Origin of the sequence: Actinopolyspora sp. BKK2, assembly GCF_011291845.1 — a bacterium.
GTDB lineage: Bacteria > Actinomycetota > Actinomycetes > Mycobacteriales > Pseudonocardiaceae > Actinopolyspora > Actinopolyspora saharensis.
Window position 1 is genome coordinate 834,810 of record NZ_JAANTE010000001.1, and the last position, 13,473, is coordinate 848,282.

12 protein-coding genes are annotated in these 13,473 nt (G+C 70.7%); 8 read left to right on the top strand and 4 right to left on the bottom strand.

What is annotated here, in order from left to right; translation table 11 throughout:
- The first annotated feature begins 29 nt into the window (after nucleotides 1–29).
- Nucleotides 30–1,685 (top strand): PucR family transcriptional regulator ligand-binding domain-containing protein, encoded by a 1,656-nt coding sequence (locus tag G9Q41_RS03695; RefSeq protein ID WP_165631175.1) that lies wholly within the window; start codon nucleotides 30–32, stop codon nucleotides 1,683–1,685.
- Between the two features lie 193 nt (nucleotides 1,686–1,878).
- Here G9Q41_RS03695 and G9Q41_RS03700 read toward each other — a convergent pair whose 3' ends face one another.
- The 4 genes from G9Q41_RS03700 to G9Q41_RS03715 form a co-directional block, all read right to left on the bottom strand.
- Nucleotides 1,879–2,565 carry a fasciclin domain-containing protein gene (locus tag G9Q41_RS03700; RefSeq protein ID WP_165631173.1) on the bottom strand — a complete coding sequence of 229 codons (687 nt, stop codon included), beginning with the start codon at nucleotides 2,563–2,565 and terminating at the stop codon, nucleotides 1,879–1,881.
- Between the two features lie 105 nt (nucleotides 2,566–2,670).
- The gene (locus G9Q41_RS03705; protein WP_165631171.1) at nucleotides 2,671–4,245 is read right to left on the bottom strand and encodes a molybdopterin-dependent oxidoreductase; all 1,575 of its coding nucleotides are present in this window, start codon (nucleotides 4,243–4,245) and stop codon (nucleotides 2,671–2,673) included.
- Between the two features lie 42 nt (nucleotides 4,246–4,287).
- Entirely contained in the window at nucleotides 4,288–5,067 is a 780-nt protein-coding gene (locus G9Q41_RS03710; RefSeq protein WP_165631169.1) for a DUF1295 domain-containing protein, read from the bottom strand.
- A complete protein-coding gene (locus G9Q41_RS03715; protein ID WP_165631677.1) occupies nucleotides 5,064–6,341 on the bottom strand; it encodes a cyclopropane-fatty-acyl-phospholipid synthase family protein in 1,278 nt (425 codons plus the stop codon). Before G9Q41_RS03715 ends, G9Q41_RS03710 begins: the two co-directional genes overlap by 4 nt.
- 102 nt (nucleotides 6,342–6,443) lie before the next feature.
- On the opposite strand from G9Q41_RS03715, the gene G9Q41_RS03720 reads away from it, so the two are divergent.
- The 7 genes from G9Q41_RS03720 (at nucleotide 6,444) to G9Q41_RS03750 (ending at nucleotide 13,257) form a co-directional block, all read left to right on the top strand.
- Nucleotides 6,444–7,103 (top strand): alpha/beta hydrolase, encoded by a 660-nt coding sequence (locus G9Q41_RS03720; protein WP_165631167.1) that lies wholly within the window; start codon nucleotides 6,444–6,446, stop codon nucleotides 7,101–7,103.
- Nucleotides 7,100–8,374, top strand: coding sequence for an FAD-dependent oxidoreductase (locus G9Q41_RS03725; RefSeq protein WP_165631165.1), 1,275 nt, complete (start codon nucleotides 7,100–7,102; stop codon nucleotides 8,372–8,374). Before G9Q41_RS03720 ends, G9Q41_RS03725 begins: the two co-directional genes overlap by 4 nt.
- On the top strand, nucleotides 8,371–9,096 hold the full coding sequence (locus G9Q41_RS03730) for a DUF1365 domain-containing protein (protein ID WP_165631163.1): 726 nt from the start codon (nucleotides 8,371–8,373) through the stop codon (nucleotides 9,094–9,096). The genes G9Q41_RS03725 and G9Q41_RS03730 overlap by 4 nt, the downstream gene beginning before the upstream one ends.
- Entirely contained in the window at nucleotides 9,093–10,358 is a 1,266-nt protein-coding gene (locus tag G9Q41_RS03735) for a cyclopropane-fatty-acyl-phospholipid synthase family protein (RefSeq protein ID WP_165631161.1), read from the top strand. The genes G9Q41_RS03730 and G9Q41_RS03735 overlap by 4 nt, the downstream gene beginning before the upstream one ends.
- Before the next feature lie 50 nt (nucleotides 10,359–10,408).
- Nucleotides 10,409–11,014 carry an ECF RNA polymerase sigma factor SigK gene (gene sigK / locus G9Q41_RS03740; protein WP_347567450.1) on the top strand — a complete coding sequence of 202 codons (606 nt, stop codon included), beginning with the start codon at nucleotides 10,409–10,411 and terminating at the stop codon, nucleotides 11,012–11,014.
- Nucleotides 11,011–11,760: an anti-sigma factor gene (locus tag G9Q41_RS03745; protein WP_165631675.1), complete on the top strand. Its 750-nt coding sequence runs from the start codon at nucleotides 11,011–11,013 to the stop codon at nucleotides 11,758–11,760. The genes sigK and G9Q41_RS03745 overlap by 4 nt, the downstream gene beginning before the upstream one ends.
- Before the next feature lie 462 nt (nucleotides 11,761–12,222).
- Nucleotides 12,223–13,257, top strand: a complete 1,035-nt coding sequence (locus G9Q41_RS03750; RefSeq protein ID WP_165631160.1) for an alcohol dehydrogenase catalytic domain-containing protein — start codon at nucleotides 12,223–12,225, stop codon at nucleotides 13,255–13,257.
- Nucleotides 13,258–13,473 lie beyond the last annotated feature (216 nt).

Sequence of the window (13,473 nt, forward strand, 5' to 3'; positions counted from 1 at the left end):
CTTGACAACTCGTCAGTAGAATCACGGGCATGGTGCGGCAACTGACCGTGAGCGACATCGTGGCCCTGCCCCTCGTCCAGGAGGCGCTGCCGGAAGTCGTCTCCCCCACCACCGCCGACCGCCCCGTGCGCTGGGTCCACGTCAGCGAACTGGAAGAGCTCTCGGCACTGCTCAAGGGCGGCGAGCTGATCCTGACCACCGGAATCGGCATCGGCCACACCGACGCGGAACAACGCGACTACCTGCGCAACCTCGACCGCGCCGGAGCCGCGGGACTGGTCATCGAACTCGGGCGCCAGTTCGACCAGCCCCCGCGGGGCCTCGCACGGGCCGCGGAGGAACTGGCCTTCCCACTGGTGGTGCTGCACCGCCCGCTGCGGTTCGTCGCGCTCACCGAGGCGGTGCACGCACGCATCATCGACGAGCAGGTCGAACGGCTGAGCTTCTCCGAACGAGTGCACCGCACCTTCTCGGAACTCGCCGTCGAAACCACCGGCACCGAGCAGATCCTGCACCAGGGACGACTCCTGGCAGGAGCACCGCTCGTGCTGGAGGACCTCGGGCACCGCGTGATCGCCTACGAACTCGGCGACGCCTCGGCCGCCCAGGTGCTCGACCAGTGGGAACGACGTTCCCGGGCCTCCGGCGACGGGGTCAGCATGCCCCTCGGCAACGAACGCTGGGCCACCTCACTGGTGGGACCCCGGCGCAACCCGTGGGGCAGGCTCGTCCTCCTCGGCGGCACGCTGGACAACGACGCGGCCCGCACCCTGCTCGAACGAACGGCCCAGGCACTCACCGTCGCTCGCCTGGTCGAACGCGAACGGCGCGGGGAGGAACACCGCACCCACGCCGGACTGCTCGCCGAACTGCTGGCCGGACGGGCGATCGACGGGCCCGACCTGCGCACCCGCGCCTCCGCGGCCGGGCTCACCACCACCGGCCCCTACCTCCCGCTCACCCTGGTCCCCACCCGCGGCAGGCCCACCGGGACGAGCCCCGCGTCCGGGGAGCCCCCCGACAGCGACTCGACCGCCCGGGTGCGCGACATCGTCGCCGCCCAACTGCGCGCGGCGGGCCGACCGGGGCTGGTCGCCTCCACCCAGCCGGGCACCGTCACCGCCGTGCTCGGCCTGGACACCGCCGACGAAGACCGGCTCCTGGAAAGGCTCGCCCCGGCAGTGCACGAGCGGATCGCCGCCGAAGGCGACGGAACCCCCTGGGTGATCGGCGTCGGACGCCGCGCGAGCACACTGGCCGGCATCGGACCGCTGCTCGACGAGTCCGGGCACGCGGCCGAGACCGCGGCCGCACAACAGGCGCACGGCCCGGGGAGCCGCCCCTTCCACCGCAGCGCCGACGTGCGGCTGCGCGGCGTGCTCTCGCTGCTGCGCGACGACCCCCGCCTGGTGGCCTTCGCCGAGGCGGAACTGGGACCGCTGCTGGCCCACGACGCGAAACACCACACCACGCTCGCCGACCTGCTCGGCGAGTTCCTGCGCCACGGCGGCAACAAGACGGAACTGGCCAGACGCTCCCACCTCAGCCGACCGGCGCTGTACAACCGGCTGGCCACCATCGAGTCCGTGCTCGATTTGGACCTCGCCGACGCGGAGTCCCGGGTGTCCCTGCACGTCGCCGCGCTGCTGCGCGAACTCCGCGGCACGCGGGGCGAAACGGGGTGATCGTCGTTTCCGGGCCGGTTCGGCGGACACGGGAACGAGACGAGCGGAGCACTTGATGCCCCCGGCGCGATCGGACGGACACGTCTGCCGTATCCGTCCGAACGGCAGAATCGAAAAGCTCACACCTGGGGAGAGAGCGATCCCGCACGGTGAGCGGGGCGGCGGCGCAAGGACCGCCACCCCACCGTGGGTGTCACATGCTGGGCTGCAACACCTCGTCCACGACGAAGACCGTGGCGTTGGACGTCGGCACGTTGCCGCACAGCACCTTCGCGCCGTTGGCGGTCGGTGCCTTCGCCGTCCCCCCGATCTCCACCTTGCTTCCCTGGACGCTCTCCACCGAACCGGCCTCGACGAGCCCGGAGGCGTCCATCCGCTTCGGAACGACGTGCGCGGTCAGAAGATTCTTCAGATCCTGCTTCTTGGCCGGGTCGTTGAGCAGTGCGTCGAGCTTGTCGGCAGGCAGCGCCTCGAACGCGGAGTTCGCGGGAGCGAAAACGGTGTAGTCGGCGTCCGGCTTGTTCAGCGTGTCCACCAGGCCGGCCTTCTTGACCGCGGCGGTGAGTTTGGTCAGCAGCGGGTTGTTGCTCGCGGCGGTACCCACCGGATCGTCGACCATGCCCTGCACGGATCCCTCGTCGTTCGGATCGTTCGGCACCTGGGAGCAGCCGGGCCCGAAAACGTCCTGCGCCGTGGTGGTTCCGTCGTTCATCCCACCGCTTTCCGACGACCCCGGGTTCTTCTCCTGCGAGGAACCCTGATTCTGCTGCTGGCCACCGTCCTGGCTGGACGCCTGCTCGGCACTACCGCAGGCACTCATCCCGAGCGCGAGCGCGGCGACAGCGCCGGTCACGGCGATGTTCCGGCGGAAGGTTCTCATGGAAATCAACACTCCTCGTCGCATTTCCCGAATGCTTTCGGGTTTGTAGTTGATTCGGCGCCGTGGACCGAATCGATTGGTGTAATCGGTGTTTTATCCGCGAATTCAGGTCGCGGTGCAGGAGATCGAATGCCAGCCGGTGGCTCCGTCCGGGACCGGTGGCACCCGCCGGGAGACCTGCGTGTACCCGGATCGGTCGGTGGCCCGGCACTCGACGTTGTGCCCGCCGGGAGAGAACTCCAGCTCGGCGCGCCACATGCGCCAGGTCTCGCCACTGACCTCGGTGGACAGATCGGCACGCTGCCATGGGCCACCGTCCACGCGCACCTCGACGTGATCGACGCCGGTGGGTTGCGCCCATGCGATCCCCGCCACGGTGAAACGACCGGCCGGGAACTTCTGGAACGCGGTGGGACGGTCGATGCGGGACTGCGGCTTGATGGGGGCCCGCTCGGCCCAGCCGCGCTTTTCCCAGTAGGTCTGCCTGTCGAAGGTGGTCAGCTCCATGTCGACGAGCCACTTGGTCGCCGAGAGGTAGCCGTACAACCCCGGGGTGACCATGCGCACCGGGAAACCGTGCTCGACGGGCAGGGCCTCGCCGTTCATGCCGTAGGCCAGCAGCGCCCCGCGGTCCTCCTCGCGCAGCACGTCCAGCGGGGTGCCCGCGGTGTAGCCGTCCTCGCTGGTGCTGAAGACCTGCTCGGCCCCGGGACGAACACCGACCTCGTCGAGGATGTCCCGGATCGGCACCCCGGTGAACGTCGCGGTCGACACGTAGTCACCACCGACCTGATTGGACACGCAGGTCATGGTCACGGTGCGCTGCTCCGAACGCCGCCGCAGCAGATCGTCGAAACCGAGCACCAGCTCCCGGTCGAGCATGCCGTGCACCCGCAACCGCCAGTCGTCCAGAGCGACCCTGGGCACCGACAACGCGGTGTCCACCCGGTAGAAGTCGCGGTTCGGGGTGATGAACGACGGCGTGCCGAGCGCGGAGAAGTCCGCCCCGGCGGGAATCGGTGGGTTGGCCGGTACGACGCGGGCCACCCTGGTCCGGTCCGCGGCCACTCCGGCCGACCTGGCCAGCACCCGTCCCCCTGCGGCGGAAGCGCCCGCGGCGGCGGAGACCGCGACCGTGCCGAGCACGAAGGTGCGCCGCGAAGCAGAACGCCCGTTCTGGACCTCGGCATCCGCACCGGAACCGGCGGAACCGTCACCGGCGGCGCCGGGCCGCGCGGCCAGCCGGTGCAGCAGCACGAAGCCGGCACTGCCCACCACCAGCGCGGCCAGCGCGGGCAGCGCACCGAGCACCGTCAGGTCCGCGCGCAGCAGCGCGGCCACCACGCCGAGCGCACCGAAGGCCGCGATGACGACGAGCCCGGCAACGACGCCACGCCGCGACAGCAGTCCCGCCACCACTGCCAGCAGCAGGATCACCACGCCCATGCCGCCGAGCAGGACGAGCTTGTCGGACTCACCGAACTGGCGGATGGCGAACTGCTTGACCGGCTGCGGGACGAGGTCGATCGCCGTGTTGCCGACCACCAGGTACGGCGAGGAGTTCGGCTGGATGAGCCCGGCGATCAGGTGCCCGACACCGAGGGCCAGCGCGACCGCGGCCACACTGGCCAGCACCGCGCGAAAGGCACCGGGGCGGCCGTTACCGGTGGAAACTCGCATGCCCGTCATTCGGCGCAGGGGGAACCGTCGATTGGTCCGCACTCAATTCCCCTTCGGCGGCAGGGGGAGGAATCCGCTGGTGCGCTCCACGTACGCGGCATAACCGGGACGGCTCTCGCGCAGGTGCCGCTCGGTCAGCGGTTTCCCCGTGCCGCGGGCCAGCAGCCAGGTCATCAGCACCGGCGAGAGCACGGTCGCGGCACCCGGCGCGTGCTGGGCGGCCAGCAGGTACAGCCCCCACCACACGCAGGCGTCACCGAAGTAGTTCGGGTGCCGGGTGTAGCGCCACAGCCCACTATCGAGGACCCGGCCCGCGTTCGCCGGATCGGCGGTGAACCGGCGCAACTGTTCGTCACCGACGACCTCGAAGACGAAACCGAAGCACCACACCAGCGCACCGAGAACGCCGAGCACCCCGACCCCGTTCGGCTGATGCTGCGCGAACACCACCGGCAGGGACACGAACCACATCACCGCGGCCTGGGTGAGATACACCCGGAAGAACATCCGCGCCAGTGGACGGGACCTCGCCTTGGCCAGCATCGCGCGGTAGCGGTGGTCCTCACCGCGCGCCGCGTTGCGCAGGTGGATGTGCACCGACAACCGCACTCCCCAGACGGCGACGAGCACGGTCACCAGCAGCGCGCTGCCGGGACCGCTCGGGGCCGCGGTGAACCCGACGACCGCGATCACCGCGAATCCCGCGCCCCAGGCGCTGTCGATGGTGTCGTAGCGACCGCGCAGCCGCGCGACGCCGAAGGTCAGCACGACGACCAGCACGGCGGTGCCGAACGCGAGCACCGCGGCCGGGAACAGACTCATCGAAGCTCCTGCCTGACGTAGGGCATCCCGCTCGCACCGCCGGAGTCCGGACGCGCCGCGAGGATCTGCTGCACTCCCATCCGGTTCTGCTCGAAGGCGAGCGCACCACCAACGAGGTAGAGCCGCCACACCCGCAGCCCCTCGTTGCCGAGCAACGGGAGGAATTCCGCGGTGCGCTGCTCCAGAGTCCGCGTCCAGGCCCGCACCGTCCGGGTGTAGTGCTCGCGCATCGCCTGCACGTCCCGCGTCTCGAAGCCGGCCCCCTCCAAAAAGCGCAGGGTCGTGCTGAGCGGAACCATGCTCATGTCGGGCGCGATGTAGGACTCGATGAACGGACCGCCACCGGGTCTGTTCGCCCCGCGCGACATCTGCTGCAGCAGCAGCCTGCCTCCCGGGCGCAGGTTGCGGTACAACGTGGCGGCGTAGGTGGCGTAGTTGCTCCGGCCGACGTGCTCGCCCATCTCCACCGTGGCGATCGCGTCGTAGGCGCCGTCGTGCAACTCTCGGTAGTCCTGCAATCGCACTTCCACGGAATCGCCGAGTCCCAGTTGCTCGATCCGCCCGCGCACGTGGGCGTGCTGCTCCGCGGACAGCGTGACGCCGGTGGCGTACACCCCGTACCGCTGCGCCGCGTGCAGCAGCAGCGATCCCCAACCGCACCCCACGTCCAGCAGCCGCATGCCGGGCCGCAGCCCCAGCTTGCCGCAGATCAGCTCCAGCTTGTCGTGCTGGGCCTGTTCCAGGCTGCCGTCCTCCTGCCGCCAATATCCGCAGGAATACGACATGCCGGAGTCGAGCAGCAGCGCGTAGAACTCGTTGCCCGCGTCGTAGTGGTGCGCGACAGCGCTGCGGTCCCGACTCCTGCTGTGCGGTGTGCCGCGCAGCCGGGCCTCACCGGCCGGGCGCGACGGGGGAGCTCCGAGCGCGCCCAGCCGCAACGCGAGCCCCACCAACTCGCGCAGCTCACGCGCTCCGGGGCGCAGCGCGTTGAGGTCGTGCTCGTGAGCCAGTCGCCAGCAGCGCCGCAGCGCCTCGGTGAGATCACCGTCCACATCGATGTCACCGCGCACGTACGCGCGCGCCAGCCCCAGCTCGCCGGGTCTCCACACCAGATGGCGCAGTGCCCTCCTCCGGGTGAGCAGCACCGTCGGGCCGTCGAGCGGGCCCGCGCTGCTGCCGTCCCAGGCACGCAGTCCCACGGGGAGGGGAACACCCCACCAGCGGTGGACGAGCCGTTCGATCCGAGTGGCCGCGCCGACCTTGCAGATGCGCATACCGGGTGTTCGCGACCGGGCACGGGCGGGATTGCCCACCGCGGAGAATGTGCCGACCATCACACGACCAATCAGGTGATGCGCTCGCCCCGAATCACGGGTATGGACTCAGCAGAACCCGTGCCGCGCGTGTTCCCGGCGAACCTGTCGGAAACCAGGGCGGTCGTGCTGGTGCTGCACGGCGGACGGGCCGCGGACACCACGCCCGCGCGTACGACGCAGTTGGCTTATCTGCGCATGGTCCCGTTCGCCAGAGCCGTGCACGCCGACGTCTCCGGGGAGGGCACCGCGGTGTGGCTGCTGCGCAACCGGGTGCGCGGCTGGAACGACCCCGCGATGGATCCGGTGCGCGACGCGCGCTGGGCGCTCGCCGAGATCGAGCGCAGGCACCCCGGAGCCGGGGTGGTGCTGCTCGGGCACTCCATGGGCGCGCGGGCCGCCCTGCGGATCGCCGGTTCGAACGCGGTGCGCGCGGTCTGCGCCCTGGCGCCGTGGGCCGAGGAGCAGGACCCGGTGGAACAGCTGGCCGGGCGCCGCGTGGGGATCGTGCACGGCACCGACGACCACGTCACGCCCGCGAGCAGCTCAGCGGTGTACGCGCGCAGGGCCGAGCTCGCGGGCACCCCCGTCGAACGCGTCGTACTCCCGGGAGCGGGACACGCGATGGTGCGCCGGTACCGGGACTGGACCAGGCAGGTGCGCGCCTTCGTCGGCAGCGCGGTCGCCGAAGTCGTGAACCGTCCCGAGGGGAGGACGGCATGACCGAGGGCACCGTCGCCGTGATCGGGGCGGGCGTGTCCGGGCTGACGGCCGCCTACCTGCTGCGCCACCGGTACGGGGTGCTGCTGTTCGACGTCGACGACCGGCTCGGTGGGCACGCCCACACCCACCGGGTACGCACCGCCGACGGCAGGACGATCGGTGTGGACAGCGGGTTCATCGTGCACAACGAGCGCACCTACCCCAACCTGCTGCGGCTGTTCGACGAACTCGGCGTGACCACCCGGGAAACCGAGATGTCGATGAGCGTGTCCTGCTCGGGCTGCGGGCTGGAGTACGCGGGGGCCAAAGGGATCGACGGGCTGCTCGCCCGCCGGTCGAACCTGCTGCGCCCCGCCTACCTGCACATGCTGCCCCAGGTGCGGCGCTTCCACAGGCAGGCCAACGAGCTGCTCGACTCCGAGGCCGACGAGCGTCTGACCCTCGGCCGGTTCCTCGCCGCGGGCGGGTACTCGCGGTACTTCGTCGAGCACTTCGCAGTGCCGCTGGTCTCCGCGGTGTGGTCCTCCGGCACGGAGGTCAGCGAGCACTACCCGGCGCGCTACCTGTTCGAGTTCCTGCGCAATCACGGGATGCTGAGCGTGGGCGGCTCCCCGACCTGGCGCACCGTCGTCGGCGGCTCCCGCGAGTACGTCGACAGGATCGCCGAGCGGGTGCACGCGGTGCGCGTGTCCACCGGGGTGCGTGCGGTGCACCGCACTCCGGACGGCGTTCGGATCCATGACGAGAACGACGCGGTGCACACGGCCGACCGCGCTGTGATCGCCACTCACGCCGACGACGCGCTGCGGATGCTCGCGACACCGAGCGACGACGAACGCGAGCTGCTCGGCAGCTTCGACTACTCGCACAACGAGACGGTGCTGCACACGGATTCTCGTGCACTGCCGGAAACACACCGGGCCCGGGCCTCCTGGAACTACCACAAGCCCTCCTGCTCCACATCGTCCGGAGGGGTGGGGGTCAGCTACGACATGAACCGGCTGATGCGGCTGGCCGAGCCGGAGGACTACGTGGTCACCCTCGGCGCGGCGGACCGGATCGACGCGAGTGCGGTGCTGGCCAGGATGACCTACCGGCACCCGATCTACACACCGGAGTCGGTGGCGGCGCAACGCCGCCTGCCCGAGCTCGGGGACGGACGGGTTCGCTTCGCCGGTGCCTACCACGGCTGGGGCTTCCACGAGGACGGCTGCGTCTCGGGAGTGCGCGCGGCCGAGGCGTTCGGCGCCGGTTGGAGGGCACAGCAGTGACCGAACCCGCGCTGTACGAGGTCGTGGTTACGCACACCCGCCACGGCAACGTCACCCGCACCTTCCGCCACCGCCTCTACACCTGGCTGGTGGACCTGGACCGGCTGCCCCGGTTGCCGTGGTGGCTGCGTCCGTTCGCCCGGTTCGACGCCGGGGACCACCTCGGGACCGCCGACGAACCGATCCGCCGGAACCTGGACCGCTGGCTCGCGGAGCGCGGCGTACACACCCAGGGCGGGCGAATACTGATGCTGGCCCACGCGCGGGTGCTCGGCCACGTGTTCAACCCCGTGACCGTGTACTGGTGCCACCGCCCCGACGGCGAGCAGGCCTGTGTGGTCGCCGAGGTGCACAACACCTACGGCGAGCGCCACCGGTACCTGCTGCACCCCGATCCCGACGGGCACGCCCGCGCGGAGAAGCAGTTCTACGTCTCGCCGTTCCTGCCCGAGCACGGGCAGTACCGGATGCGCCTGCCACAACCGGGCACGCGCTTGGCACTGCGCATCGAGCTGCACGACGAGCAGGGCAAACGGCTGACCGCGACCGTGAGCGGCGTTCGCAAACCCGCGAGTCGCCGCGAGCTCGTGCGCATGCTGCTGCGCAGACCCCTCGTCCCGCAACGAGTCTCCGCCGCGATCCGCAAACACGGCATCGCCCTGTGGCTGCGCCGAGTCCCCACCACCCCACGACGTTCACGACCCAGTCAGGAGGACCGATGAGTATCACCGAGCTCCAGCACCGGTCCGACGGAGCCGACCCGGCGCCGTCACCCCGGCCGCCCTGGGAACAGCTCGGCCCCGCCCCCCACTCGCCGGTACGAGCCGCGCTGGCGGAACGACTGTTCCGCCACGCGGTACGCGACCTGCCGGTGTGCGTCGCCCTCGCCGGTGGGCAACGACTCGGCCGCGGAGGTACCGGCGCACCGCTGATGCGCATCGAGCGTCCGCGGGACTTCTTCCACCGGCTAGGCGCGCACGGCAAGATCGGGTTCGGCGAGGCCTACATGGCAGGCGACTGGTCCAGCCCGGAGCCGGCCGAGGTGCTCACCCCCTTCGCCGCGCGGCTCAGCGAGCTGGTCCCGCGCCCGCTGCAGACCCTGCGCCACCGGGTGGACGCGCGCCAACCGGAGGCCGAGCGCAACACCACCTCGGGAGCGCGCAGCAACATCCACCGGCACTACGACCTGTCCAACGACTTCTTCGCCAACTTCCTGGACCCGACGATGACCTACTCGGGGGCAGCGCTGGCCCCCGGCGGTGATCTCGAGGAAGCACAGCTGGCCAAGCTGGACTCGGTACTGGACCTGGCCGGGGTGCGCTCGGGAACCCGGCTGCTCGAGATCGGCACCGGCTGGGGCTCGCTGGCCATCTGCGCCGCGCGGCGCGGTGCCAGTGTCACCACGCTGACCCTGTCCGAGCAGCAGCGCAGACTGGCCACCGATCGCGTGACGACGGCGGGGCTGAGCGATCTCGTCGATGTGCGGCTCCGTGACTACCGGCAGGAACACGGTCGCTACGACGCCGTGGTCAGCGTCGAGATGATCGAAGCGGTCGGTGCGGAGTACTGGCCGACCTACTTCGGCGTGCTGGACCGGCTGCTGGTCGACGGTGGCCGGGCGAGCATCCAGGCCATCACCATGCCGCACGACCGACTGCTGGCGACCCGCGACTCCTACACCTGGATCCACAAGTACGTTTTCCCCGGAGGACTGCTGCCCTCGGTGGAGGTGATCGAACGCAACATCGGCGCCAACACCGGGATGACGCCGGCCGAGCGGTACGCCTTCGGCCCCGGCTACGCCGAGACGCTGCGGCGGTGGCGGCAGCGGTTCACCGAGCGCTGGCCCGACATCGCCGCACTGGGTTTCGACGAAGCGTTGTACCGCATGTGGGAGTTCTACCTCGCTTACAGCGAAGCCGGGTTCCGCTCCGGCTACCTTGATGTCTGGCAGTTCGGCCTGCGCAAGGCCGGAGGCCGTTGAACAGTGTTCCGGCAGTGCCGCGCACCGTCGAGGAAGAGGAGATGATCGGTGTGGAGGAAAACTCACGATCCATCGGAACACCACCGGGATCGACGTCCCGGCAGCAGCAGGGTCCGGATCAGCAAGCGCTGCTGATGGAAGTGGCCAAGGGCGACGAGCAGGCGTTCGAACGCCTCTACGAAGTGATGGCCCGCCCGGTGTTCGGTCTCGTGCAACGGGTGATCCGGGACGCGGCGCAGTCCGAGGAGGTCGCCCAGGAGGTCCTGGTCGAGGTGTGGCGCACAGCCACCCACTACCGCCCGGAAAGGGGGAGCGCGATGACGTGGGTGCTGACGCTGGCGCACCGCCACGCCGTAGACAGGGTACGTTCCGAGCAGGCCGCCACCGACCGCGAGACGAAAGTCGGTTCGCGCTCCAACGGGCGGGCCTTCGACGAGGTCAGCGAATCCGTGCTCAGCCACCTGGAGCAGAAGCAGGTTCGCCAGTGCGTGTCCACCCTGACCGAGCTGCAGCGTGAGTCCGTGCTGTTGACGTACTACCGCGGCTACACCTATCGAGAAGCAGCCGGTCTGCTCGACTCGCCGCTGGCGACCGTGAAGACCCGGCTGCGGGACGGACTGATCCGCCTGCGCGACTGCCTAGGGGTGAGCTCATGAGCGACGAAATGTCGACCCTGACCGGCGCGTACGCGGTGGACGCGCTCACCGGGCAGGAACGCGCGGAGTTCGAACACCACCTCGCCGCGTGCGCGGAGTGCGCGCAGGAAATGCGCGAGCTGCGGGAGACCGCCGCGCGACTCGGCACGGCCACGGCCGCGGAGCCTCCGGAAGGGCTCAAGCAACGGGTGCTGCACGAGATCGCGCACACCAGGCAGGCCTCACCGGTGGCACGAGCTAGGCCGGGCGGACGTCGGACGGCACGCCGCCGAACCGGCTGGGGTACCCGGGTCGCGGTCGCCGCTTCGGTGGTGGGGATCGGACTGGCCGCCGCGTTCGGCGGGGTGGCCTGGCAGACCCAGCAGGAACTCGACCAGGCGCGGCAGCGCATCGAGCAGACCGGGCAGCGCAGCGTCGAGATGGAACGAGTGCTGCACGCCGCGGACGCGCGGATCGTCCACGGCGCCGAAGGCGGCGCGGAAGCGACGGCGGTCGTGTCCGCCGACCGCGACAAGGCCGTGTTCATGAGCGGACGGATGCCGGCCGCACCCACGGATCGGGTGCACCAGCTGTGGGCGATCGACGCGCAGGGCCCCACCTCGATGGGACTGCTGGGCACCGGCCAGGAGCCCATCGTCACCGATCTCCCCGACGGCACCACCAAACTCGCCGTCACGACCGAACCCGCGGGCGGCTCGGAGCAACCCACCACCACCCCGTTCATGCAGCTGTCCCTGCGCGCCTGACCGATGTCCTCCCGTCGTGCCGGCGGGTGTCCCCGCGCGCAGATCGCTGCTCGACGGGGACACCGCTCACGGGGACAACGGGAGGTCACACCGAGCGAGAACCCGGTCACCCCGGACGGAGAACTTCAACGAGCAAGCGGCGCACGCGCCCGTCCACCGGACGGCCTCGGCCCTTACCGGAGGGCTGTCGGACACATCGCGGCCCGGGAACCGGCGACTCCTTCCAGTCGTTCACACCGCCCGGGCCACACGACCACGGGGGTTTCGCCAGTACCCGGCTCGACGAGCCCTCCCCCGGCACCTCCACGTCGTGTTTCATCGATCGCGCCCCGCGGGAACACGGGGACGGCGGTGTGCGCCCATCGGGACCGCACCCGCGCGACCTCTCCGACAAGCTCCCCGGACAGCCCCGGCCACGCCGGCCGGGGCCCTGCCGAGAAACACGAACGAAAGGGCGACCTCATGCGAGCGACCGTGATCCACGGGGCCGGCGACGTGCGAGTGGAGAACGTCCCAGACCCGAAGATCCAGCTCCCCACCGACGCGGTGGTCCGCGTGCTGCGCACCTGCATCTGCGGCAGCGACCTGTGGCCCTACGGCTCGATGCCCGAGTCCGAGACCGGCGAACGCATCGGCCACGAGTTCCTCGGCGTGGTCGAGGACACCGGCAGCGAGATCTCCGGACTGCAGAACGGCGACCTGGTGCTGGCCCCCTTCGTGTGGGCCGACAACACCTGCGACTTCTGCGGCGAGGGCCTGCAGACCTCCTGCCGCCACGGCGGCATGTGGGGAGTCGGCGATGTGGACGGTGCCCAGGCCGAGGCGGTGCGGGTACCGCAGGCGCAGGGCACCCTGGTCAAACTCCCCGTCGGCGCGGACTCCGAACTGCTGCCGTCCCTGCTGACCCTGTCCGACGTGTTCTCCACCGGACACCACGCCGCGGTGCAAGCAGGCGTCGGCGCGGGCTCCGCGGTGACCGTCATCGGCGACGGCGCCGTCGGGCTGTCGGCCGTGCTGGCGGCCAAGCGGCTCGGCGCCGAGCAGGTCCTGCTCATGGGCAGGCACACCGAGCGCACCAACCTCGGCCGCGAGTTCGGCGCCACCGACGTGGTCCCCGAACGCGGCGACGAGGGAGTCGCCCGCGCCAGGGAACTGGCAGGCGGCGACGGCACCCGCACGGTGCTGGAGTGCGTCGGCACGAAACCCGCGCTGGAGACCGCCTTCGGCGCGGTCCGCGACGGAGGCGTGGTCAGCCGCGTGGGAGCACCGCAGTACGCGGAGGGGCCGATCGGCTTCGACGTGTTCTTCCGCAACATCACCCTCACCGGCGGCGTCGCCCCGGCCAGGGCCTACATCGAGCAGCTGCTGCCCGACGTGCTCGAGGGCAGGATCCAGCCGGGCCGGGTGTTCGACCGCACCGTCGGATTGGACGAGGTCCCGGACGGCTACCGCGCCATGGCCGACCGCGAGGCGCTGAAGGTCCTCGTCCGCCCCTGACCCAGCGCCACCGCTCGACCGGTGCGGCTCGGCCCCGGCAGCGCCGAGCCGCACCGACCCCGCCACGGGCGCACCGACTCCGGTCACGCCTAGGAGCTGTTTAAGAAGGGCCCCTGGTGTGGGGATGTAGGGAGGTCTCCGGTAGATGGATCGACGACCAAGAAGATCAACATCTATCCGGAGACCTCGGTGGGAAGCGTATCGAGCGGCGGGCGT

Excerpts from the sequence above, each read along its gene's own strand:
- G9Q41_RS03725 (WP_165631165.1), top strand. The coding sequence starts at position 7,100 with ATGACCGAGGGCACCGTCGCCGTGATCGGGGCGGGCGTGTCCGGGCTG.
- G9Q41_RS03715 (WP_165631677.1), bottom strand. The coding sequence starts at position 6,341 with ATGCGCATCTGCAAGGTCGGCGCGGCCACTCGGATCGAACGGCTCGTC.
- G9Q41_RS03745 (WP_165631675.1), top strand. The coding sequence starts at position 11,011 with ATGAGCGACGAAATGTCGACCCTGACCGGCGCGTACGCGGTGGACGCG.
- G9Q41_RS03735 (WP_165631161.1), top strand. The coding sequence starts at position 9,093 with ATGAGTATCACCGAGCTCCAGCACCGGTCCGACGGAGCCGACCCGGCG.
- G9Q41_RS03720 (WP_165631167.1), top strand. The coding sequence starts at position 6,444 with ATGGACTCAGCAGAACCCGTGCCGCGCGTGTTCCCGGCGAACCTGTCG.
- G9Q41_RS03700 (WP_165631173.1), bottom strand. The coding sequence starts at position 2,565 with ATGAGAACCTTCCGCCGGAACATCGCCGTGACCGGCGCTGTCGCCGCG.
- G9Q41_RS03705 (WP_165631171.1), bottom strand. The coding sequence starts at position 4,245 with ATGCGAGTTTCCACCGGTAACGGCCGCCCCGGTGCCTTTCGCGCGGTG.
- G9Q41_RS03750 (WP_165631160.1), top strand. The coding sequence starts at position 12,223 with ATGCGAGCGACCGTGATCCACGGGGCCGGCGACGTGCGAGTGGAGAAC.
- G9Q41_RS03710 (WP_165631169.1), bottom strand. The coding sequence starts at position 5,067 with ATGAGTCTGTTCCCGGCCGCGGTGCTCGCGTTCGGCACCGCCGTGCTG.
- G9Q41_RS03695 (WP_165631175.1), top strand. The coding sequence starts at position 30 with ATGGTGCGGCAACTGACCGTGAGCGACATCGTGGCCCTGCCCCTCGTC.